We start from the raw sequence: 18,431 nt of genomic DNA on the forward strand, positions 1-18,431 counted from the left end.
GGCCGCAGCCAGGATGCTGGAGCGGTGATGGACGAGACGGAGTTCTGGGAGATCGTCGACAGCACGCGTGAGGCAGCGGGGGGCGACCCGGAGGAGCACGCCGACCTCCTGGTGGAACGGCTGACCCAGCTCGACCCGGAGTCCGTCGTCGACTTCGCGCGGCACTTCGAGAGCCGTTTCAACCGGGCCTACCGCTGGGACGTGTGGGGCGCCGCCGACCTCATGCTGGGCGGCGCCGGCGACGACGCTTTCGACTTCTTCCGGTGCTGGCTCATCGGCCAGGGCCGGCACGTCTTCGAGGGTGCCGTCCACGACCCCGACAGCCTCGCGGAGATGTCCGACTCCTTCGACCCCGAGGTCGACGGCGACGCGGAGGACCTCGGCTACGCGGCGGACGAGGCGTACGAGCAGCTCACCGGGGTCCGGCTGCCGGACCTGGACCTGCCGCCGCAGCCCGCCGAGCCGGAGGGCGTCTACATCGACTTCGAGAACACGGCCGCGGTGGCGGAACGATTCCCCCGGCTCTGGGAACGCTTCGGCTGAGCCGGACCGCGCCGGCCGCGCGCCCGGCGTCCCGCGCCGCCGGGCCGTGCCGGGTGACCCGTCAGACCCGGCGCCCCATGCACACGTCGTCCACGTAGACGCCGTCCAGCAGGAACTCCCCCCGCAGGACGCCCTCCACGGTGAACCCGGCCGCCTCGTACAGCCGCCGGGCCGGGGTGTTGTGGCCCAGCACCCGCAGCGTGACGCGCACCGCGCCCTGCCGGCGGGCCTCCGCCACGGCCGCCAGGACGAGTTCCAGCCCCACCCCGCGGCCCCGCGCCCAGGTGTCGACCGCCAGGCCCTGGATCTGGCGCACGTGGGCGTTGGAGGCCAGCGGCGTCGGCGGCACCACCCCGACGAAGCCGGCGACGCGGCCGTCGGCCTCCGCCACCAGGAACGCGTCCGGGCCCCAGCGCTCGCTGAAGAAGTCCTCGTTCTCCTCCCGGGGCGGCCGCACCGCGTGCAGGGTCGACCAGGTCGCCCGCTCCAGACGGACGAGCGCGGGGTCGTCGGAGAGCAGGGCCGGGCGCACGCGGACGTCGGACATGCGGGTCACCTTCCCACACCACGGGGGCCGTTCCGCGCGACGATGTCCCCATGCGCATCGCCATCACCGGTTCGTCCGGCCTCATCGGCTCCGCCCTGGTCCGCTCCCTGCGCTCCGACCGGCACGAGGTCGTACGCCTCGTCAGGCGCGAGCCGTCCGGGCCGGACGAAGTGCGCTGGGACCCGTGGGAAGGCACGATCGACACCGCGGGACTCGCGGGCGTGGAGGCCGTCGTCCACCTCGCCGGCGCCGGGGTCGGCGACCACCGCTGGACGGACGACTACAAGCGGACCATCCGCGAAAGCCGCGTGCGGGGCACCGACACCCTCGCGCGGGCCCTCGCCTCCCTGGACACCCCACCGCGGGTGCTCGTCAGCGGCTCCGGCATCACCGCGTACGGCGACACCGGCGACCGCCGGGTCGACGAGGGCGCCCCGCTGGGCACCGGTTTCCTCCCCTCCGTCTGCCGCGACTGGGAGGCCGCCGCCGGCCCGGCCCGCGACGTCGGCGTCCGCACCGCGTTCGCCCGCACCGGTCTGGTCGTCTCCGGCAAGGGCGGGGCGTGGGGCCGGCTCTTCCCGCTCTTCAAGGCGGGCCTGGGCGGCCGGCTCGGCGACGGCCGCCAGTACTGGAGCTTCATCTCCCTGCACGACCAGATCGCGGCGCTGCGCCACATCGTCGACACCGGGTCCGTCTCCGGGCCGGTCAACCTGTGCGCGCCCGAAGCGCTGACCAACGCCGAGGTGACCCGGGCGATGGGACGGGTGCTGCGCCGGCCCACGGTGTTCGCGGTCCCCGGACCCGTACTGCGCACGGTCGTCGGGGAGTTCGCCACCGAGATCCTCGGCAGCACCCGTGCGGTGCCGCGGGTGCTGCTCGACTCCGGGTTCACCCACACCCACCCCGGGATCGACGAGGCGATCCGCGCCGCACTGGCCGAAGAAAGGCACTGAATGCCACCCACAGCCATTTTCCGGCATCAGTTGGCGCGTGAGTGGGCATGACGGTTCCAGCGCCAGCTGACGCGAGCGGGGAAACGTGCCGACCTCGGGGAGGGGCATCGTGCTCTCTACAGCACGCTCTACGGGTTCACCTACGGACGTGTGCGTGATCGGAGCCGGCCTCGCCGGGCTCTCCGCGGCACATCACCTCACCGGTGCGGGGCTCACCGTCACCGTGCTGGAGGCCGAGGACCGGGTCGGTGGCCGCATGGCGACCGAGAAGGTCGACGGCTTCCTCCTCGACCGGGGTCCACAACTGCTCAGCACCTCCTACCCGGAGCTGCGCCGCACCGCGGTCCTGCGGGGCCTGCAGCTGCGGCCGCTCTCCCCCGGCGTCCTGGTACGGGCCGCCGGCCGCGGCTACCGCGTCGGCGACCCGCGCGGCGCACTCGCCGCCGCGCGGGCGCCCATCGGCTCGCCCCTGGACAAGGCCCGGCTGCGGGCGGCCCTCAACCGCCTGGCCGACGCCCCCGTCGAGCGCCTCCTGGACCGTCCCGAGACCACGGCCGCCGCCGCCCTCGCCTCGCGCGGCTTCGCACCCCGCACGGTCGACGGGTACCTGCGGCCGCTGCTGTCCGCGCTGCTCTGCGACCCGGACCTCACGACGTCCAGCCGGGTCGCCGACCTGGTCCTGCGCGGCTTCGCCCTCGGCCGTACGTGCCTGCCGGCGGGCGGCGCCGTGACGGTGCCGCAGGCCCTGGTGGCCGGGCTGCCGCCCGGGACGGTCCGCACCGGGGTGCGGGCGGTCGCCGCGGCCACCAACGGCGTCCGCACCGCGGGCGGGGACGAGATCCCGTGCCGGGCCGTGGTCGTCGCCACCGGGGCCCGCGCGGCGGCCGGACTGCTGCCGGGGCTGCGGGTCCCTGCCTTCCACGGCGTCACCGTCCTGCACCACGCCGCGCCCTCGGCACCGCTGAAGCAGCCCGCGCTCGTCCTCGACGCGGACCGGCGCGGGCCGGTCTCCCACACGTTTCCGGCCAGCCTCGTCGACCCCTCCCGCGCCCCCGTGGGCCGCGCCCTGGTCACCTCCGTACTGCTCGGCCGCGCCGCCGCCCCCGTCCCGGACGACATCGCCGTCCGGGCCCACCTCGCCGAGCTCTACGGCACGTCCACGGCGGCGTGGGAGCTGCTCGCCGTCCACCACGACGCCGAGGCGCTCCCCGCGATGACGGCCCCGCACGACCTGCGCCGCCCGGTGCGGATCCTGCAGGGCCTCTACGTCTGCGGCGACCACCGGGACACCAGCACCGTCCAGGGCGCCCTGCTCTCCGGCCGCCGCGCGGCCCAGCACCTCCTCCGCGACGTCGGCCTCCCCCCGGCGCCCCCCGCCGAACCCCTGGCCGCCTGACCGCCACCCGGGGGAGGGCGTGGGTCGGCCCGCGCGGTCCGATGGGACGCGCTGCGCGGCCTCAGCCGGGCGCCGAACGGGCGGCATGCCCTGCGCCGCCCGAAGCCGGTCCGACGTGCGCGGCCTGCCCTGACGCCGGCCCGTCAGGGTCGCGGGCACGCCGCGGTCGTGGACGCGCGGACGGGGCGGAGTCGCGGTGGAGCGCCGAGGCGGCAGAACGGCGGCCGCGCACCGGCGCGGTCCCCCTCGCCACCGTCGCGTACCTGCCGGATCGGCGGCCCGGCACCCCCGGGCCTCCCTCTCCACACGAGACACCCGGCGCGGCGCAGTGGCGCCCGCCGGCTCCCGGCTCTCCGGCCCCGTGGGCGCGCCGCCCTCCTGCCGCGGCGCCGTCCGGTGCACCCGGCACCTGGGCCGGGGCACCTGAGGCCGGCGGGCTCCCCCCGCTGGTCCACGGACCGCACCGGGCCGGCACAGGACCCCCCGCGACCGCCGGAACCTGTACCCCACGCGCCGGCGCGGCACCACGGCGGAACCCCGCGAACCGCGCCGGGGCGGGAACCCGTCCGGGCCGGACCTCGACGGCGGCATCCTCCCCGCGCCGCCGACCGGTGTCACCCCGCCGGGACGCCCAGCGCGGCGGCGCGGTCGTGGAAGGCGCGGACGGGGGCGGCGTCGCGGTGGGTTTCGAGGCGGCGGCTGAAGTCGCGGACGTACTCGACGGCACGGAGCGAGCGCATCTCGACCGCGGCCTGCATGGCCTCCGCGCCGAGGGCGCAGGCGGCGTCGACCTCGCCGAGGCCGAGGCGCGCGGCGGCCAGCACCGTGCGGCAGAAGACGCGGCTGCGCGCGTACGCGTGGCCGCGCAGTTGCAGCGAGCGTTCGGCGTGCTGCGAGGCCGCGCGGTACTGGCCGAGGTCGCGGTGGCAGTGGCCGAACTCGTCCGCGAGCTGGGCCTCGTCGAAGAAGCGCGCCCAGGACGGGACGTCGTCGCCGTTCCTGACCGCCTCCAGGACGCGTTCGGCCCGCACCAGTGCCGCCGTGCAGGCGCGGACCTCGCCGAGCAGTCCGTGGCCGCGTGCCTCGGCGGCGTGGAAGAGCGCCTGCACGACCGGTGGGGCACCGCCGGCGGCGCCCTGCTGGGCGACCCGCGCCAGCTGGACGGCCTCGCGGCCGTGCCCGAGGTAGACCGCCTGGCGGCTCATCGTGACGAGGACGTACCCCCCGTAGACCCGGTCCCCGGCGGCCTGCGCGAGCCGCAGCGCCTGCACGAAGTACCGCTGGGCGAGCCCGTGCGCGCCGATGTCGTACGAGGTCCACCCCGCGAGCCGGGTGAGGTCGGCGACCGCCGCGAACAGGCGGCGCCCCATGGTCTCCCCGTAGGTGCCGCGCAGCATGGGTTCGGCCTCGTGCTCCAGGTAACGGACGAGGGCCTGCCGCGCGTGGCCGCCGCCGTAGGCGTTGTCGAGGGTGCGGAAGAGCTCACCGACGGAGCGCAGGGCGGCGACGTCCCCCACGCCGACCCGCTGACCGGCGCCCCCGAAGACCGCGGGCGCGGCGACCACGACCGGTGCGGGCGCCCCCCGTGACCCGCCCCCCGCGCGCTGGGCCGGCAGCCGCGCCGCCCCCGGACCGCCGCCGTGGCCGGGACCGGGACCGGAGGGGCCGGTGCCCGGCTCGGGGCCGCGCCCCACCCGGTCGTCCGCCCGGCCGATCAGCCAGTCACGGCTGGGGACGACCAGTCCCGCGGGGGTGAACGCGATCTTGCGGAGGTCGGCCTGGTTCCCGGTGTCCTTCCGCCACAGCCCGGAGATGATCTCCACGGCCTCCTCCGGGGAGGAGGCGTACTCCAGTCCCGCGTAGACGGGGGCGACGGCGTCGAGGCCGAGGTCGTGGGCGGACAGCCGCCGGCCGAGCCGCCGGGTGAAGACCTCGGCGATGAGTGCGGGCGTCGTGCCCCGGGGCTGCTGGCCGCGCAGCCACCGGGTGACGGAGGTCTTGTCGTACCGCAGATCCAGACCGTGCTCGATGCCGAGCTGGTCCACCCGACGGGCGAGCCCGGCGTTGGAGAACCCGGCTTCGGCGATCAGGGCGGCCAGTTGACGGTTCGGGGGGCGCTGCGAGGAACGGTCGGACATCAGTGGTGCGGTCCCCTGCCTTCCGGGCGTGCGGGCGTGCGAGTTGCGGAGTTGCGGGGGTCCGGCTGCGCGGGTGCGCGGCGCCGCGGGCGTCCGGAGCGGTGTTCACCGCCCGCGGCCCCCGGAACCATCCGCAGAACGGCGCGAATGTAACGTTCTGTATCGACTCACTCACCACCCGAGCGCCTCGCATTCGCTGTATCGGGTGAATCTGCACCCACATATCGGCAGAACGCTTCCTTTGCCCTTCGCCGGGTGCTAAGCCCCCGGCCCCGTGCGGGACACCACCTGACCGGACGTACAGTTGCTGAGGCGCTCTTGACTCGTGGAGGGGCGCCGCAAAGGACCACAAAGGGAGCGGCCGTGAGTGACCTGCGCTTCGTCCACCTGGGCTTCGGCGAGGACGCGGTGGAGTACCTGGGGGCGTGGGAGGAGCAGCGTCGCGTGCACGCCGCGCGCTTCGCCGACGAGATCCCCGACACGTGCCTGCTGCTGGAGCACCCGCCCGTCTACACCGCGGGCCGCCGCACCGAGGACAGCGAGCGTCCGCTGGACGGCACCCCCGTGGTGGACGTCGACCGCGGCGGCAAGATCACCTGGCACGGGCCGGGCCAGCTGGTCGGCTACCCCATCCTGAAGCTGCCGCGCCCGGTGGACGTGGTCGCGCACGTGCGCCGCCTGGAGGAGGCGCTGATCAACGCGTGCGCCGAGTTCGGCCTGGAGACCACCCGGGTGGAGGGCCGCAGCGGCGTGTGGGTGCTGGGCGACCCGATCGAGGACCGGCCGCCGGTGATCCCGGGACTGACCCTGGACTTCGACCCGCGGCTGCAGGACGACGAGTTCGACCCCCGCCTCTCGGGCCCCGAGTACGCCCCGTCCAACGCCGGCCAGCGCCGCGAGGACCGCAAGCTCGCCGCCATCGGCATCCGCGTCGCGAAGGGCGTGACGATGCACGGCTTCGCGATCAACTGCAACCCCGACAACACCTGGTTCGACCGGATCGTGCCGTGCGGCATCCGGGACGCCGGGGTGGCCTCGCTCAGCAACGAGCTGGGTCGCGAGGTCACCGTCGCCGAGGTCCTCCCGGTGGTCGAGAAGCACCTGCGGCTGGTCCTGGAGTCGGCCGAGCCGCTCCCCCGGGCCGTCCAGGAATCCACAGGCGTACGCTGATGTTCACCAAGGAAACGAAGCCGCGAGAGGGAGTCGGACGTGTCCGCTGTCGCACCTGAAGGCCGCAAGATGCTGCGTCTGGAGGTCCGCAACAGCCAGACCCCCATCGAGCGCAAGCCCGAGTGGATCAAGACCCGGGCCAAGATGGGTCCCGCGTACACCGAGCTGCACGGCCTGGTGAAGCGCGAAGGTCTGCACACGGTGTGCCAGGAGGCGGGCTGCCCCAACATCTTCGAGTGCTGGGAGGACCGCGAGGCCACCTTCCTCATCGGCGGCGACCAGTGCACCCGGCGCTGCGACTTCTGCCAGATCGACACCGGCAAGCCGCAGGCCCTCGACCGTGACGAGCCGCGCCGCGTCGGCGAGTCCGTCGTCACCATGGACCTGAACTACGCCACGATCACCGGCGTCGCCCGCGACGACCTGGAGGACGGCGGCGCCTGGCTGTACGCCGAGACCGTGCGGCAGATCCACGCCATGACCGCCGAGCGGGCCGACGGCCGCACCAAGGTCGAGCTGCTGATCCCCGACTTCAACGCGGTGCCCGAGCAGCTCGCCGAGGTCTTCGGCGCCCGCCCCGAGGTGCTGGCCCACAACGTGGAGACCGTGCCGCGGATCTTCAAGCGCATCCGCCCCGGCTTCCGCTACGAGCGGTCGCTGGAGGTCATCACCAAGGCGCGCGAGGCGGGCCTGGTGACCAAGTCCAACCTCATCCTCGGCATGGGCGAGGAGCGCGCCGAGGTCAGCCAGGCGCTGCAGGACCTGCACGACGCGGGCTGCGAGCTGATCACCATCACCCAGTACCTGCGTCCGAGCCTGCGGCACCACCCGGTGGAGCGCTGGGTGAAGCCCCAGGAGTTCGTGGAGCTGAAGGAGGAGGCCGAGGAGATCGGCTTCGCCGGTGTCATGTCGGGCCCGCTCGTGCGCTCCTCGTACCGGGCCGGCCGGCTCTTCCAGCAGGCCGTCGAGCGCCGCGGCGAGCGCGGCGAGGTCGTCGCCGCACAGGCGGTCTGATCACGCTGCGGTGACCTCCGGATCACCGCCGGAACGTGCGGTTCGTCACGTCAGGGGCTCCCGCGGGGGCCCCTGACGCGTCCCTGACGTGCGGTACGTCCGCGGAGGACGGCGCAAAGCCACCGCCGGGGTTTCACGACGGTTTGACCGACCGGTCACGGACTGGTAACACAATGTGGTGACTCTGGATGAGCGGAACATCCACCCGCGTCTGAGCCGTCCTGAGGGGGACACCACCATGCAGGCCGAGGCCGCACACCTCCACCGCCAGAGCACCACCATCCCCGGCGCCGCCGCCGGCGCGCTGCGCGCCGTGGAGTACTTCCTGTTCCGCGGCGCGGAGGAGACGGCCCGCCGCAACGCCTGGTCCGCCGTCCTGGAGGACCGCAAGCGCGCCAAGGACCGCCGCGACGCCCAGCACGTGATGGACGCCCTGGTCTCCTCGCGCGCCCCGCGCGGCGACGTCCTCTAGGCCCCGGCAGAGCCTCCGGGAGAAAACCGGACCCCCTCCGGTGGGGCCCGGGACGCGCGGGCCACGTATCCTGTGCGGCATGGCGAGGGAAACATCCGAGAGCAACCCTGGGCGCCTCAAGCAGATCGCCCAGACCTACAAGATGACCAGGCGGGTCGACTCCAAGGTCGGTCTCGTCCTTGCGGCTGTGGGAATCGTCACCTTCGGTGTCATCCTCGCCATCGGCTTCTTGATCGGTCACGAGATCTACGCGGGCATCCTGGGCTTCCTGCTGGCCCTGCTGGCGATGGCGGTCATCTTCGGGCGGCGTGCCGAGAAGGCCGCGTTCGGCCAGCTCGACGGACAGCCCGGCGCAGCGGCGGCGGTGCTGGACAACGTCGGCCGCGGCTGGTCGGTGACACCCGCGGTGGCGATGACACGTAGCCAGGACGTCGTGCACCGCGCGGTCGGCAAGGCCGGCATCGTCCTGGTCGGCGAGGGCAACCCGAACCGGGTGAAGGGCCTGCTGGCCTCCGAGAAGAAGAAGATGGCGCGCATCGTCGTCGACGTCCCGGTCACCGACTTCGTCGTGGGCAACGACGAGGGCCAGGTGCCGCTGAAGAAGATCCGCACCACCCTGCTGAAGCTGCCGCGGGTCCTGCCCGGCCCCAAGGTCACCGAGGTCAACGACCGGCTGCGGGCGCTGGGCGACCTGATGAGCAACATGCCGGTGCCGAAGGGCCCGCTCCCCAAGGGGATGCGGATGCCGAAGGGCCGCTGATCGCATACGAAACGGAACGCGGAGTGCCCCGGACGAATCGATTCGTCCGGGGCACTTCGCGTGGTGTGCGCCGCGGTCACATCCGCAGCCGCGGTCACATCCGGATCTGGACCGCCTTCACGGCCCGGTCGTGCATGCCGCGGGTGTCGCGGTCCCAGACCACCGCCGGGATGACCAGCAGGAGCAGCAGCGTCCGCAGCGCCGCGGCGCCCATGCCCAGCCGCCCGCCGTCCTGCCGGACCACGCGCAGCCGCAGCAGGCGCTTGCCCGGGGTGGTGCCGATGGTGCCCAGCAGCAGCACGCTCATGAGGCCGAAGACCACCGTGGTCCACGGATTGGCCGCGGCCGCGTCACGGTGCGCGATCAGCCCGTATGCGATCACCGCGCACAGGCCCCAGTCGATGAAGAGGGCCGCGATGCGCCGCCCGACCGGGGCGATCGAGCCGGGGCCCTCCTCGGGCAGCCCGAGGCGCTGCCCGCGGTAGCCGAAGTCGACGCCCATCCTCTCCGCGGCGGCCTTCGGGCCCTCGATCCACGATCCGATGACATCCCTGTTGTCCACGGCTCCACGGTAACCCCCCGCCCCGGGGCGCCCGCGTCCGACCCGGCACCCGTGCGGCGGCTCGGTTAACCTGCAAGAAACAAATGGGTCACGAGAGGGAAATGCCCGATCTCTATGGTCGGCACCAACGTGCGCCACCGCACTGGTCGCACCCATGAGCTGCAATCCGGCCTCCCGGGCCGGGCCAAGGAGGAGTTGGATGTCGTTCCAAAACGCCGACGAGGTGAAGAAGTTCATCTCGGACAACGACGTCAAGTTCGTGGACGTCCGGTTCTGCGACCTGCCCGGTGTAATGCAGCACTTCACGGTCCCGGTCGAGTCCTTCGACCCGGACGAGCAGCTGATGTTCGACGGCTCCTCGATCCGCGGCTTCCAGGCCATCCACGAGTCCGACATGGCGCTGATCGCGGACCTGTCCACGGCCAAGCTGGACCCGTTCCGCAAGGACTCCACGCTCAACGTCAACTTCTTCATCCACGACCCGATCACCGGCGAGCAGTACAGCCGTGACCCGCGGAACGTGGCGAAGAAGGCCGAGGCCTACCTCGCCTCCTCCGGCATCGCCGACACCGCATACTTCGGCCCCGAGGCCGAGTTCTACGTCTTCGACAGCGCCCGCTTCGAGACCAGCGCGAACCAGTCCTTCTACCACATCGACTCCGAGGCCGGCGCCTGGAACAGCGGTGCGGAGCAGGACAACCGCGGCTACAAGGTCAAGTACAAGGGCGGCTACTTCCCGGTCCCGCCGGTCGACCACTTCGCCGACCTGCGCGCCGAGATCACCCTGGAGCTGATCAAGTCCGGCCTGCAGGTCGAGCGCCAGCACCACGAGGTGGGTACCGCCGGCCAGGCCGAGATCAACTACAAGTTCAACACGCTGCTCGCCGCGGCCGACGACCTGATGCTCTTCAAGTACATCGTGAAGAACGTCGCCTGGCGTGCCGGCAAGACCGCGACCTTCATGCCCAAGCCGATCTTCGGTGACAACGGCTCCGGCATGCACGTCCACCAGTCGCTGTGGACCAACGGCGCCCCGCTGTTCTACGACGAGCAGGGCTACGCGGGCCTGTCCGACACCGCCCGCTACTACATCGGCGGCATCCTCAAGCACGCCCCGGCGCTGCTGGCCTTCACCAACCCCACGGTGAACTCCTACCACCGCCTGGTCCCCGGCTTCGAGGCCCCGGTCAACCTGGTCTACTCGCAGCGCAACCGCTCCGCGGCCATCCGCATCCCGATCACGGGTGCGAACCCCAAGGCCAAGCGCATCGAGTTCCGCGCCCCGGACTCCTCCGGCAACCCGTACCTGGCCTTCTCGGCGCTGCTGCTGGCCGGCCTCGACGGCATCAAGAACAAGATCGAGCCGGCCGAGCCCGTCGACAAGGACCTGTACGAGCTCGCCCCCGAGGAGCACGCGGGCGTCCCGCAGGTCCCGACCTCGCTGTCGGCGGTCCTGGAGTCCCTCGAGGCCGACCACGAGTTCCTCCTCCAGGGCGGGGTCTTCACCTCCGACCTGATCGAGACCTGGATCGACTACAAGCGGACCAACGAGATCGCGCCGATCGCGCTGCGCCCGCACCCGCACGAGTTCGAGCTCTACTTCGACATCTAAGAACGCCGCAGGTCACAGCACCTGCATCCCCTCCGGGGCCGTACCGGGGCCGTCGCCTGCGTCCTTCCTCATCCGGAAGACGCGGTCGACGGCCCCGTGCGTTCGCGCCCGGTCGGTGGCCTGGCGGTGGCGTGGAGCACCGGCTGGGAAGGCGGGCGACTTGGACGCGGGCAGCTTGCCGGGCGCTGGAGCCGCTCGGCGCCGGGCGGTGCCGGATCCCACAGCGCCGGTGAGGTTCAGGGCCGGTTGGTGGCACCGACGCCTGTCGGGTCGGTAGGTGCGTCCGCCGCTCGAATTCCTCGTCGAGCAGCGCGACGATCTGCCGAAGCTCACGGCGGGCACGCAAAGGCAGGGCCTCCAGGATCGCTTCGACGTCGTCCCGGCCAAGCGCCCGTGAGGCACCGGCCAACTGACCGTGCTCTGACCGGAATTGCCTTCGGCCGAACCTTCCTTGAACAACCTCTTCCGGGTCATGCGAACGGCGACATTCCCTTGCTCTCCAGGTGAGCGAGCACCGCGTCAAGGCATGCATCCGCCGTGGCCATGTCCGCGCGGAAGAACGAGTCCTCGCCGAGCGGTCCACCGCTGACGATGACCATCCATGCCTTCCTGCGCTCGACCATGCGGTCGCCGTCGGCCTTGAACACGGTCGTGACTCCGCGCTCGGCCAGCCACGCCATCAGTTCGAACATGTCCATACGCGCCCCTCCGGGAGGATCCTCCCACCCCAGAGCCGGCTGACGGCTTTCCCGTTCCCGGGTGCCGAATGGGGCACGTACGGGGCTGCGCGGTGGGAGGATCACCGTGCCGCGCGCCGTGTCGAGGAGGGGTCCGGGATGCCGTCCGCCGAACTGAAGCACACCTTCCGGATAGCCGCGCCGCCGGAGGAGGTCTTCGCGCACCTGGCGGAGCCGTCGCACTACATCGGCCTGTCGCCGCTCCTCGTCGACGTCCGCGACGTGCGCCGCAGCGGCGGGACCGTGCGCTACACGGCCGTGGAGCGGTTCCGCTTCCTCGGCCTGCTGCGGCACGACAACGTCATCGACGTCACGCTCGTCGCCGTCCCGGACCGCCTGCCGCACTCCGCCGAGATCTCCGGCGAGGTGCGCAGCCCCGCGCGGGTCCGCATGGGCTACCGCTTCGCCATCGACCGCGACGGGGCCGGCAGCCTCGTCACCGACACCCTGCACCTGCGCACGCCCCCCGGCCTGCTGCGCTTCGCGGCCTCCCAGGCGGGGGCGGTCCAGCAGGCCAGGGCCCGGGTCCTCGCCGCGCGTCTGGACCGGCCCGCCTGAGGGGCGGGGTCCCGCTAGCCGCGGCGGGCCACGCCGCCGTAGAAGCCGATCTCGGCGGAGCGGGGCGGGACCGGGGCGTCGGGGCGCCAGAAGGGGACCTGGACGAGGCCCGGGTCCTCCAGCTCGAGACCGTCGAAGAACCGCTCGACCTCGGAGCGGGAGCGGAGGTTCAAGGTGGCGGTGGCGTTGTTGTAGACCGCCTGGGCGTCGCTGCGGTCGGCGAAGTCGCCGGTGGCGTGCGAGAGCACCACATAACTGCCGACCGGGAGCGCGTCGCGCAGGGTGGCGACGATCTCGGCGGGCTTCTCCGCGTCGGTGAGGAAGTGGAGGACGGCGACGAGGAGCAGGGCGACGGGTTCGTCGAAGTCGATGACCCGGCGGACGTCGGGGTGCTCCAGGACGGCCCGCGGGTCGCGCAGGTCGGCGAGCACGACGCTGGTGGCGCCCGAGCGGCTGAGCAGGGCGTTGGCGTGCGTGTTTACGATCGGGTCGTTGTCGACGTACGCGATGCGGACGTCCGGCGCCACCTCTTGGGCGATCTCGTGCACGTTGGGGGAGGTGGGCAGGCCGGTGCCGATGTCGAGGACCTGGCGGACGCCGCTGCCGACCACGTGCCGGACGGCCCGGCGCATGAAGGCCCGGTTGGCGCGGACGCCGATCCTCACCTCGGGCGCGACGGCGGCGAGCGCGTCGGCGGCCGTGCGGTCCACCTCGTAGTTGTCCTTGCCGCCCAGCAGGTAGTCGTAGATCCGCGCGGGGTGCGGCCTGCCGGTGTCGATCTCCTCTGCGCGGAAGCCGTTCTCCATCACGCTGCGCTCCTCTCGGCGGCCGTCCGGGCCCTGACCCGGCACCGCTGACGACAGCTTTTCACATCATCAACTTCTCTGCCCACGTGGATAGTTCCTGGTCGAGGGGCCGAACGAAGGGCACCCTTCCCGCCCTCAGCGCAGCACGCAGTCCCCGCACAGCCCGCCGCCGGGCACGCGGTAGTACAGGCAGCAGCTGCGGCGTGCGTAGGCGGGCGCGCCGGTCCCGGTGAGCCGGAGGTCGCCGGCGTCGCGCAGCAGCGGGTCCGCCGTCAGTTCCTCCGTCAGCGCGACGGCGCGGGCGGCCGCGTCGGGGCGCGCGCCCTCCCCCAGGCACCAGGAGTGCAGCACCCGCAGGGTGCCGGCGAGGGCCGAGGCGGCGTTGCCCCACAGCAGTCCGGGCGCGACGCCCGACACCGCGTGCACGGCCGCGAGGAGGGGCACGAGGTGGCCGTGGAGGACGTCCTCGCGCAGCCGCCCCGCGGGCACGTCCGGGGCGTCGTCCGGCAGCCACAGCTCGTCCGGCGTGGACCGGCCGGGGTGCCACCACAGGCGTCCGCCGGACAGGTCGGGCATGCGGCCGGTCAGCGCCGCCGGGCCGAGCGCGACGGACCACAGCCGTGCGGCCAGCCCCTGGTGGGCCAGCGAGGCGGCGACGCGCCGCTCGGAGGTGCGCAGGCGCCGCCCGACCTCCGCCACCCGGCCGGTGAGCTCGGGCGACGGCCGCCCGGCGTACACCTGCGCCAGCGGCACGAAACCTTCGGCCCGCGGCTCCCCCGGCCCGGTGCGCACGGTGAAGAAGGGTCCCGGTCCCACGGCGCCTGCGCCGGTCATCGCGCCCACAGGCCCCTGACGTGCCCGAGGTGCCGGGTCATGACGGCCTGTACGGCCGCGCCGTCGCGGGCCAGGAGGGCGTCCAGCAGCTCCAGGTGCTCCTCGGCCGAGGCCCGCAGCAGGCCGCGCTCGGCGAGCGCCGTGAGGCCGTACAGCCGGGAGCGCTTGCGCAGGTCGCCGACGACCTCGACCAGGTGCTCGTTGCCGGCGAGCGCGAGCAGCCCGAGGTGGAAGCGGCGGTCGGCCTCCACGTAGGCGATGAGGTCGCCGGCCGCGGCGGCGGTGACGATCTCCTCGGCGGCCGGGCGCAGCGCCTCCAGCGCCGTGGCGTCGGCGGTGGAGGCGAGGCCGGTGACGGTCGGGACCTCGATGAGCGAGCGGATGTGGGTGTACTCGTCGAGCTGCCGCTCGGACACCGCGGTCACCCGGAAGCCCTTGTTGGGCACCGGGTCGAGCAGCCCCTCCTTGGCCAGGTCCAGCAGCGCCTCGCGGACGGGCGTGGCGGAGATGCCGAAGCGGGCCGCCAGCGCGGGCACCGAGTGCACCTCGCCGGGGCGGAGCTCCCCGGCGACCAGCGCCGCGCGCAGGGCGTCCGCGACGAGTTCGCGGTAACTGCCGGTGCGCTGCCCGCCGAGGGCGGGCAGGGCGGGCCCGTCGTGCGCTGCCATGCGGTGGCTCCTCCTCGGCGACGTGGCATGTATGCGCCCAGTATCGGTGCCCGGGCGGCTAGAGGACGAATCCGGCGGGGAACGGGTCGGCCGGGTCCAGCAGGTACTGGGCGGTGCCGGTGATCCAGGCGCGGCCCGTGACGGACGGCAGCACGGCGGGCAGACCGGCCACCTCGGCGGTGTCGGTGAGCCGGCCGGTGAAGTGCGTGCCGATGAAGGACTCGTTCACGAAGTCCTGGTGCAGGGGCAGTTCGCCGCGGGCGTGCAGCTGGGCCATGCGCGCGCTCGTGCCGGTGCCGCAGGGTGAACGGTCGAACCAGCCCGGGTGGATGGCCATGGCGTGCCGTGAACGGACGGCCGTGGAGCCGGGCGCCAGCAACTGGACGTGCTTGCAGCCGCGGATGGTGGGGTCCTCCGGGTGGACGGGCGGGTCCTCCGCGTTGATCGCGTCCATCAGCGCGAGGCCCGCGGCGAGGATGTCGTCCTTGCGGGAACGGTCGAAGGGCAGGCCGAAGCCGTCCAGGGGCAGGATCGCGTAGAAGTTCCCGCCGTAGGCGAGGTCGTACGTGACCGTGCGGCCGTCGGCGAGGACGGCCTTGCGGTCCAGCGCGACGCAGAACGAGGGGACGTTGCGCAGGGTCACGGCGGTCGCCGCACCGCCCTCGACGGCGACCTCCGCGACGACCAGGCCCGCCGGGGTGTCGAGACGGACCGTGGTGACGGGCTCGGTCACCGGCACCATGCCGGTCTCGACGAGGACGGTCGCCACGCCGATCGTGCCGTGCCCGCACATCGGGAGGTAGCCGGAGACCTCGATGTAGATCACGCCGTAGTCGGCGTCCGGACGGGTCGGCGGCTGCAGGATCGCCCCGCTCATCGCGGCGTGGCCGCGCGGCTCGTCCATCAGCAGGTGCCGTATGTGGTCGAGGTGGTCGCGGAAGTGGAGGCGGCGTTCGTTCATGGTGGCGCCGGGGACGGTGCCGATGCCGCCGGTGACGACGCGGGTGGGCATGCCCTCGGTGTGGGAGTCCACCGCGTGCAGGACGAGTTTGCTGCGCATGGGGGTGTGTCCTCCTCGTGGGTCGGGGGGCCGGAGCCCGGCTGGGCGAGGCCGGAGCCCGGTCAGGCGAGGCCGGCGGCGATCGCGGCCTCGGTGGCGGCCCTGACCTCCTTCTCCTGCTCCGGCAGCAGCGGCGTGCGCGGCGGGCGGCAGGGGCCCCCGTACCGGCCGGTGAGGTCCATCGACACCTTGATGGCCTGGACGAACTCCGTCCGGGAGTCCCAGCGCAGCAGCGGGTGCAACGCCCGGTAGAGCGGCAGCGCGGTCGCGGTGTCCCCGGCGACCGCGGCGCGGAAGAGCTCGCCGCAGGCGCGGGGCAGCGCGTTGGGGTAGCCCGCCACCCAGCCCTTGGCGCCCGCGGTGGCCAGTTCGAGCAGGACGTCGTCCGCGCCCACCACGAGGTCGAGTTCCGGGGCGAGCTCGGCCAGCTCCCAGGCGCGGCGCACGTCGCCGCTGAACTCCTTCACGGCCTGGATGTGACCCGCGCCGTGCAGCTCCGCGAGCAGGCGCGGGGTCAGGTCGACCTTGGTGTCGTAGGGGTTGTTGTACGCGACGACCGGCAGCCCCGCCCGCGCGACCTCGGCGTAGTGGGCGTGCACGGAACGCTCGTCCGCACGGTAGGCGTTGGGCGGCAGCAGCATCACGGCCGAGCAGCCGGCGTCGGCGGCGTGCTCGGCCCAGCGGCGCGCCTCGCCCGAGCCGTACGCGGCGACGCCCGGTACGACGCGCTCGCCGCCGATCGCGGCGACGGCCGTCTCCACGACCCGCGCGCGCTCGGCAGGGGTCAGGACCTGGTACTCGCCGAGGGAGCCGTTGGGCACGACGCCGTCGCAGCCGTTCGCCACCAGCCAGGCGCAGTGGGCCGCGTAGGCCTCGTGGTCGACGGACAGGTCACCTGCGCGCAGCGGCAGGGCGGTGGCGACGAGCACGCCGCGCCACGGGCGGTCGGGGGTGGTGTTCATGGCCGTTCCCTCTCTTCCTCTTCTTCTGCCCCGCCGGCCAGCAGGCCGAGCGGCACGGGCCGGGCGAGGGACCGCCCGGGGTCGGTGAAGGGGCAACCGGCGACGGCGGCGACACCGGGGCCGCAGACGCGGCCCTGGCACCAGCCCATCCCGGCGCGGGTCAGCAGCTTGACGGTGCGCAGGTCGCCGGCGCCGAGGTCGCGGACGGCCTCGCGGACGGCGGCGGCGGGCACCTCCTCGCAGCGGCACAGCAGGGTGTCGTCGGTGACGGTGGACTCCGCCCAGTCGCCGGGGAGCCGGTAGACGGCGTCGAGCACGGCGGCGAACCTCCGCAGCCGCCCGCGGCGGCGGGCGGCCGCGACCCACGCGGCGGGGTCGGGCTCGGTGCCGCGCAGCCGGGCGGCGGCGGAACGGCCGGCGATCTCCCCCTCGGCCAGCGCGAGCTCCGCGCCGCCGACGCCGGTCACCTCGCCCGCGGCCCAGACGCCGGGGGTGGGGGTGCGCTGTTCCGCGTCCACCTCGAAGGAGTCCGCCAGGTCGGTGTGCGGCAACAGCCCGTGGCCGACGGCGAGGGCATCACAGGCGACGCGGCGCCGTGTGCCGTCGGGCCCGGCGAGGGTGACCGCCTCGACGCGGTCCTCGCCGTGGGCGGCGACAACCGTGTGCCGCCAGCGCACGCGGATCCCGTGCCGGGCGAGCCGGACGGCGTAGGCGGCACCCTCCACGGCCTTGCCGAGGGGTACGGCGGTGGCGTGCCGCAGCAGGTCACGCGGGTCGGCGGCCTCGGCGAGCGCCGCGACGCGCGCCCCGGCCGCCGCGAGGCCCGCCGCGACCGGCAGCAGCAGCGGCCCCGTCCCGGCGACGACGACCGTACGGCCGGGGAGCACCAGGCCGCCCTTGAGCATGGCCTGCGCGCCGCCCGCCGTGACGACCCCGGGCAGCGTCCAGCCGGGGAACGGCAGCACCTTTTCGTAGCCCCCGGTCGCGAGGACCACCGCGTCCGCCCGGATCGCGCCCGCCTCGAGCGTGTGGAGGGTGAACCCGGGCTCCATGCACCAGACCTGGCGCTGCGGCAGGTGGGTGACGCGGCCCGTGGCGAGGTGGGCCTCCAGTCGCCCGTACAGCCCCTGCCAGGTGCGCCACGCGTGGTGCAGGGCCCGGGTCCTGCGCGCCCGGAGTCCCGGCGCGGGCTGCCGGTAGAACTGCCCGCCCGCCTGGGGCGCGGCGTCGACCAGGGCGACCCGTACGCCCGCGTCCGCGGCCGCCAGCGCCGCCGCGATCCCCGCGGGCCCGGCCCCCACGACGGCCAGCTCGTACCTGTCCCCGGTCACGCCCGCGTCCCCCGCGGGCCCGGTGCGGGGCGCCCCCCGCGGACCACCCCCTGAGGCGCGGACAAGCCCCGCACGGGCCCCGGCCGTCCCCCTCCGTTGGCTCCGGCACCGTCCGGCGAGTCCGGGACGGACGTCCCGGCCATGGCCGGCGACGTCGCCGCGGTCACCGACGGACCGGGCCGGTCCGCGGCGGGACCCGCCGTCCCTTCCCGAGGATTCCGCTGCCCGCGCGCCTTCGCCGGCGCCCGCCACCGCGCCGAACCGCCGCACCGCGCCGGGCCGGCACCGCGGACACCCACGGCAGCTCC

Annotated in this window: 19 protein-coding genes; 9 read left to right on the top strand and 10 right to left on the bottom strand. The window is 74.0% G+C overall.

Going from position 1 to position 18,431, the window contains the following annotated elements; all coding sequences use genetic code 11:
* Window positions 1–27: 27 nt before the first annotated feature.
* The gene (locus ACFYYN_RS08935) at window positions 28–543 is read left to right on the top strand and encodes a DUF4240 domain-containing protein (RefSeq protein ID WP_500545227.1); all 516 of its coding nucleotides are present in this window, start codon (window positions 28–30) and stop codon (window positions 541–543) included.
* Between the two features lie 61 nt (window positions 544–604).
* On the opposite strand, the gene ACFYYN_RS08940 is transcribed toward ACFYYN_RS08935, so the two are convergent.
* A complete protein-coding gene (locus ACFYYN_RS08940) occupies window positions 605–1,090 on the bottom strand; it encodes a GNAT family N-acetyltransferase (protein ID WP_500545228.1) in 486 nt (161 codons plus the stop codon).
* 50 nt (window positions 1,091–1,140) lie between these two features.
* On the opposite strand from ACFYYN_RS08940, the gene ACFYYN_RS08945 reads away from it, so the two are divergent.
* Entirely contained in the window at window positions 1,141–2,043 is a 903-nt protein-coding gene (locus ACFYYN_RS08945; protein WP_500545229.1) for a TIGR01777 family oxidoreductase, read from the top strand.
* 154 nt (window positions 2,044–2,197) lie between these two features.
* Complete coding sequence (locus ACFYYN_RS08950) at window positions 2,198–3,439, top strand: NAD(P)/FAD-dependent oxidoreductase (protein WP_500545230.1); 1,242 nt, start codon at window positions 2,198–2,200, stop codon at window positions 3,437–3,439.
* A 614-nt stretch (window positions 3,440–4,053) separates the two neighbouring features.
* Here ACFYYN_RS08950 and ACFYYN_RS08955 read toward each other — a convergent pair.
* Window positions 4,054–5,577 (bottom strand): NsdA family TPR-like regulatory protein, encoded by a 1,524-nt coding sequence (locus tag ACFYYN_RS08955; RefSeq protein ID WP_500545231.1) that lies wholly within the window; start codon window positions 5,575–5,577, stop codon window positions 4,054–4,056.
* Window positions 5,578–5,940: 363 nt separating this feature from the next.
* On the opposite strand from ACFYYN_RS08955, the gene lipB reads away from it, so the two are divergent.
* The 4 genes from lipB to ACFYYN_RS08975 all read left to right on the top strand — a co-directional run bounded on the left by lipB (window position 5,941) and on the right by ACFYYN_RS08975 (window position 8,993).
* On the top strand, window positions 5,941–6,747 hold the full coding sequence (gene lipB / locus ACFYYN_RS08960; RefSeq protein WP_500545232.1) for a lipoyl(octanoyl) transferase LipB: 807 nt from the start codon (window positions 5,941–5,943) through the stop codon (window positions 6,745–6,747).
* Between the two features lie 39 nt (window positions 6,748–6,786).
* On the top strand, window positions 6,787–7,761 hold the full coding sequence (gene lipA, locus ACFYYN_RS08965; protein ID WP_500322335.1) for a lipoyl synthase: 975 nt from the start codon (window positions 6,787–6,789) through the stop codon (window positions 7,759–7,761).
* A gap of 238 nt (window positions 7,762–7,999) precedes the next feature.
* Entirely contained in the window at window positions 8,000–8,233 is a 234-nt protein-coding gene (locus tag ACFYYN_RS08970) for an SCO2195 family GlnR-regulated protein (RefSeq protein WP_499516811.1), read from the top strand.
* A 79-nt stretch (window positions 8,234–8,312) separates the two neighbouring features.
* Window positions 8,313–8,993, top strand: coding sequence for a DUF4191 domain-containing protein (locus ACFYYN_RS08975; protein WP_500322334.1), 681 nt, complete (start codon window positions 8,313–8,315; stop codon window positions 8,991–8,993).
* 94 nt (window positions 8,994–9,087) lie between these two features.
* On the opposite strand, the gene ACFYYN_RS08980 is transcribed toward ACFYYN_RS08975, so the two are convergent.
* Entirely contained in the window at window positions 9,088–9,555 is a 468-nt protein-coding gene (locus ACFYYN_RS08980) for an RDD family protein (protein WP_500545233.1), read from the bottom strand.
* Between the two features lie 199 nt (window positions 9,556–9,754).
* On the opposite strand from ACFYYN_RS08980, the gene glnA reads away from it, so the two are divergent.
* Entirely contained in the window at window positions 9,755–11,167 is a 1,413-nt protein-coding gene (glnA, locus tag ACFYYN_RS08985) for a type I glutamate--ammonia ligase (protein ID WP_499511463.1), read from the top strand.
* 470 nt (window positions 11,168–11,637) lie between these two features.
* On the opposite strand, the gene ACFYYN_RS08990 is transcribed toward glnA, so the two are convergent.
* The gene (locus ACFYYN_RS08990; protein ID WP_500545234.1) at window positions 11,638–11,865 is read right to left on the bottom strand and encodes a hypothetical protein; all 228 of its coding nucleotides are present in this window, start codon (window positions 11,863–11,865) and stop codon (window positions 11,638–11,640) included.
* 138 nt (window positions 11,866–12,003) lie between these two features.
* Between ACFYYN_RS08990 and ACFYYN_RS08995 the strand changes: the two genes are divergently transcribed.
* Window positions 12,004–12,462, top strand: a complete 459-nt coding sequence (locus ACFYYN_RS08995; RefSeq protein ID WP_500322332.1) for an SRPBCC family protein — start codon at window positions 12,004–12,006, stop codon at window positions 12,460–12,462.
* A 14-nt stretch (window positions 12,463–12,476) separates the two neighbouring features.
* Here the strand turns inward: ACFYYN_RS08995 and ACFYYN_RS09000 are convergent, their stop codons facing one another.
* From ACFYYN_RS09000 to ACFYYN_RS09025, 6 genes are all read right to left on the bottom strand, one after another.
* Window positions 12,477–13,268 (bottom strand): SAM-dependent methyltransferase, encoded by a 792-nt coding sequence (locus tag ACFYYN_RS09000; RefSeq protein WP_500545481.1) that lies wholly within the window; start codon window positions 13,266–13,268, stop codon window positions 12,477–12,479.
* 135 nt (window positions 13,269–13,403) lie between these two features.
* Window positions 13,404–14,102 (bottom strand): (2Fe-2S)-binding protein, encoded by a 699-nt coding sequence (locus ACFYYN_RS09005; RefSeq protein WP_500545235.1) that lies wholly within the window; start codon window positions 14,100–14,102, stop codon window positions 13,404–13,406.
* Window positions 14,099–14,770, bottom strand: coding sequence for a GntR family transcriptional regulator (locus ACFYYN_RS09010; protein ID WP_500545236.1), 672 nt, complete (start codon window positions 14,768–14,770; stop codon window positions 14,099–14,101). The genes ACFYYN_RS09005 and ACFYYN_RS09010 overlap by 4 nt, the downstream gene beginning before the upstream one ends.
* A gap of 58 nt (window positions 14,771–14,828) precedes the next feature.
* Window positions 14,829–15,830, bottom strand: coding sequence for a proline racemase family protein (locus tag ACFYYN_RS09015; RefSeq protein WP_500545237.1), 1,002 nt, complete (start codon window positions 15,828–15,830; stop codon window positions 14,829–14,831).
* 62 nt (window positions 15,831–15,892) lie between these two features.
* Complete coding sequence (locus ACFYYN_RS09020) at window positions 15,893–16,792, bottom strand: dihydrodipicolinate synthase family protein (RefSeq protein ID WP_500545238.1); 900 nt, start codon at window positions 16,790–16,792, stop codon at window positions 15,893–15,895.
* Window positions 16,789–18,123 (bottom strand): FAD-dependent oxidoreductase, encoded by a 1,335-nt coding sequence (locus ACFYYN_RS09025; protein ID WP_500545239.1) that lies wholly within the window; start codon window positions 18,121–18,123, stop codon window positions 16,789–16,791. Before ACFYYN_RS09025 ends, ACFYYN_RS09020 begins: the two co-directional genes overlap by 4 nt.
* Between the last annotated feature and the right edge of the window lie 308 nt (window positions 18,124–18,431).

It is taken from the genome of Streptomyces sp. NPDC001902, assembly GCF_042891295.1.
GTDB lineage: Bacteria > Actinomycetota > Actinomycetes > Streptomycetales > Streptomycetaceae > Actinacidiphila.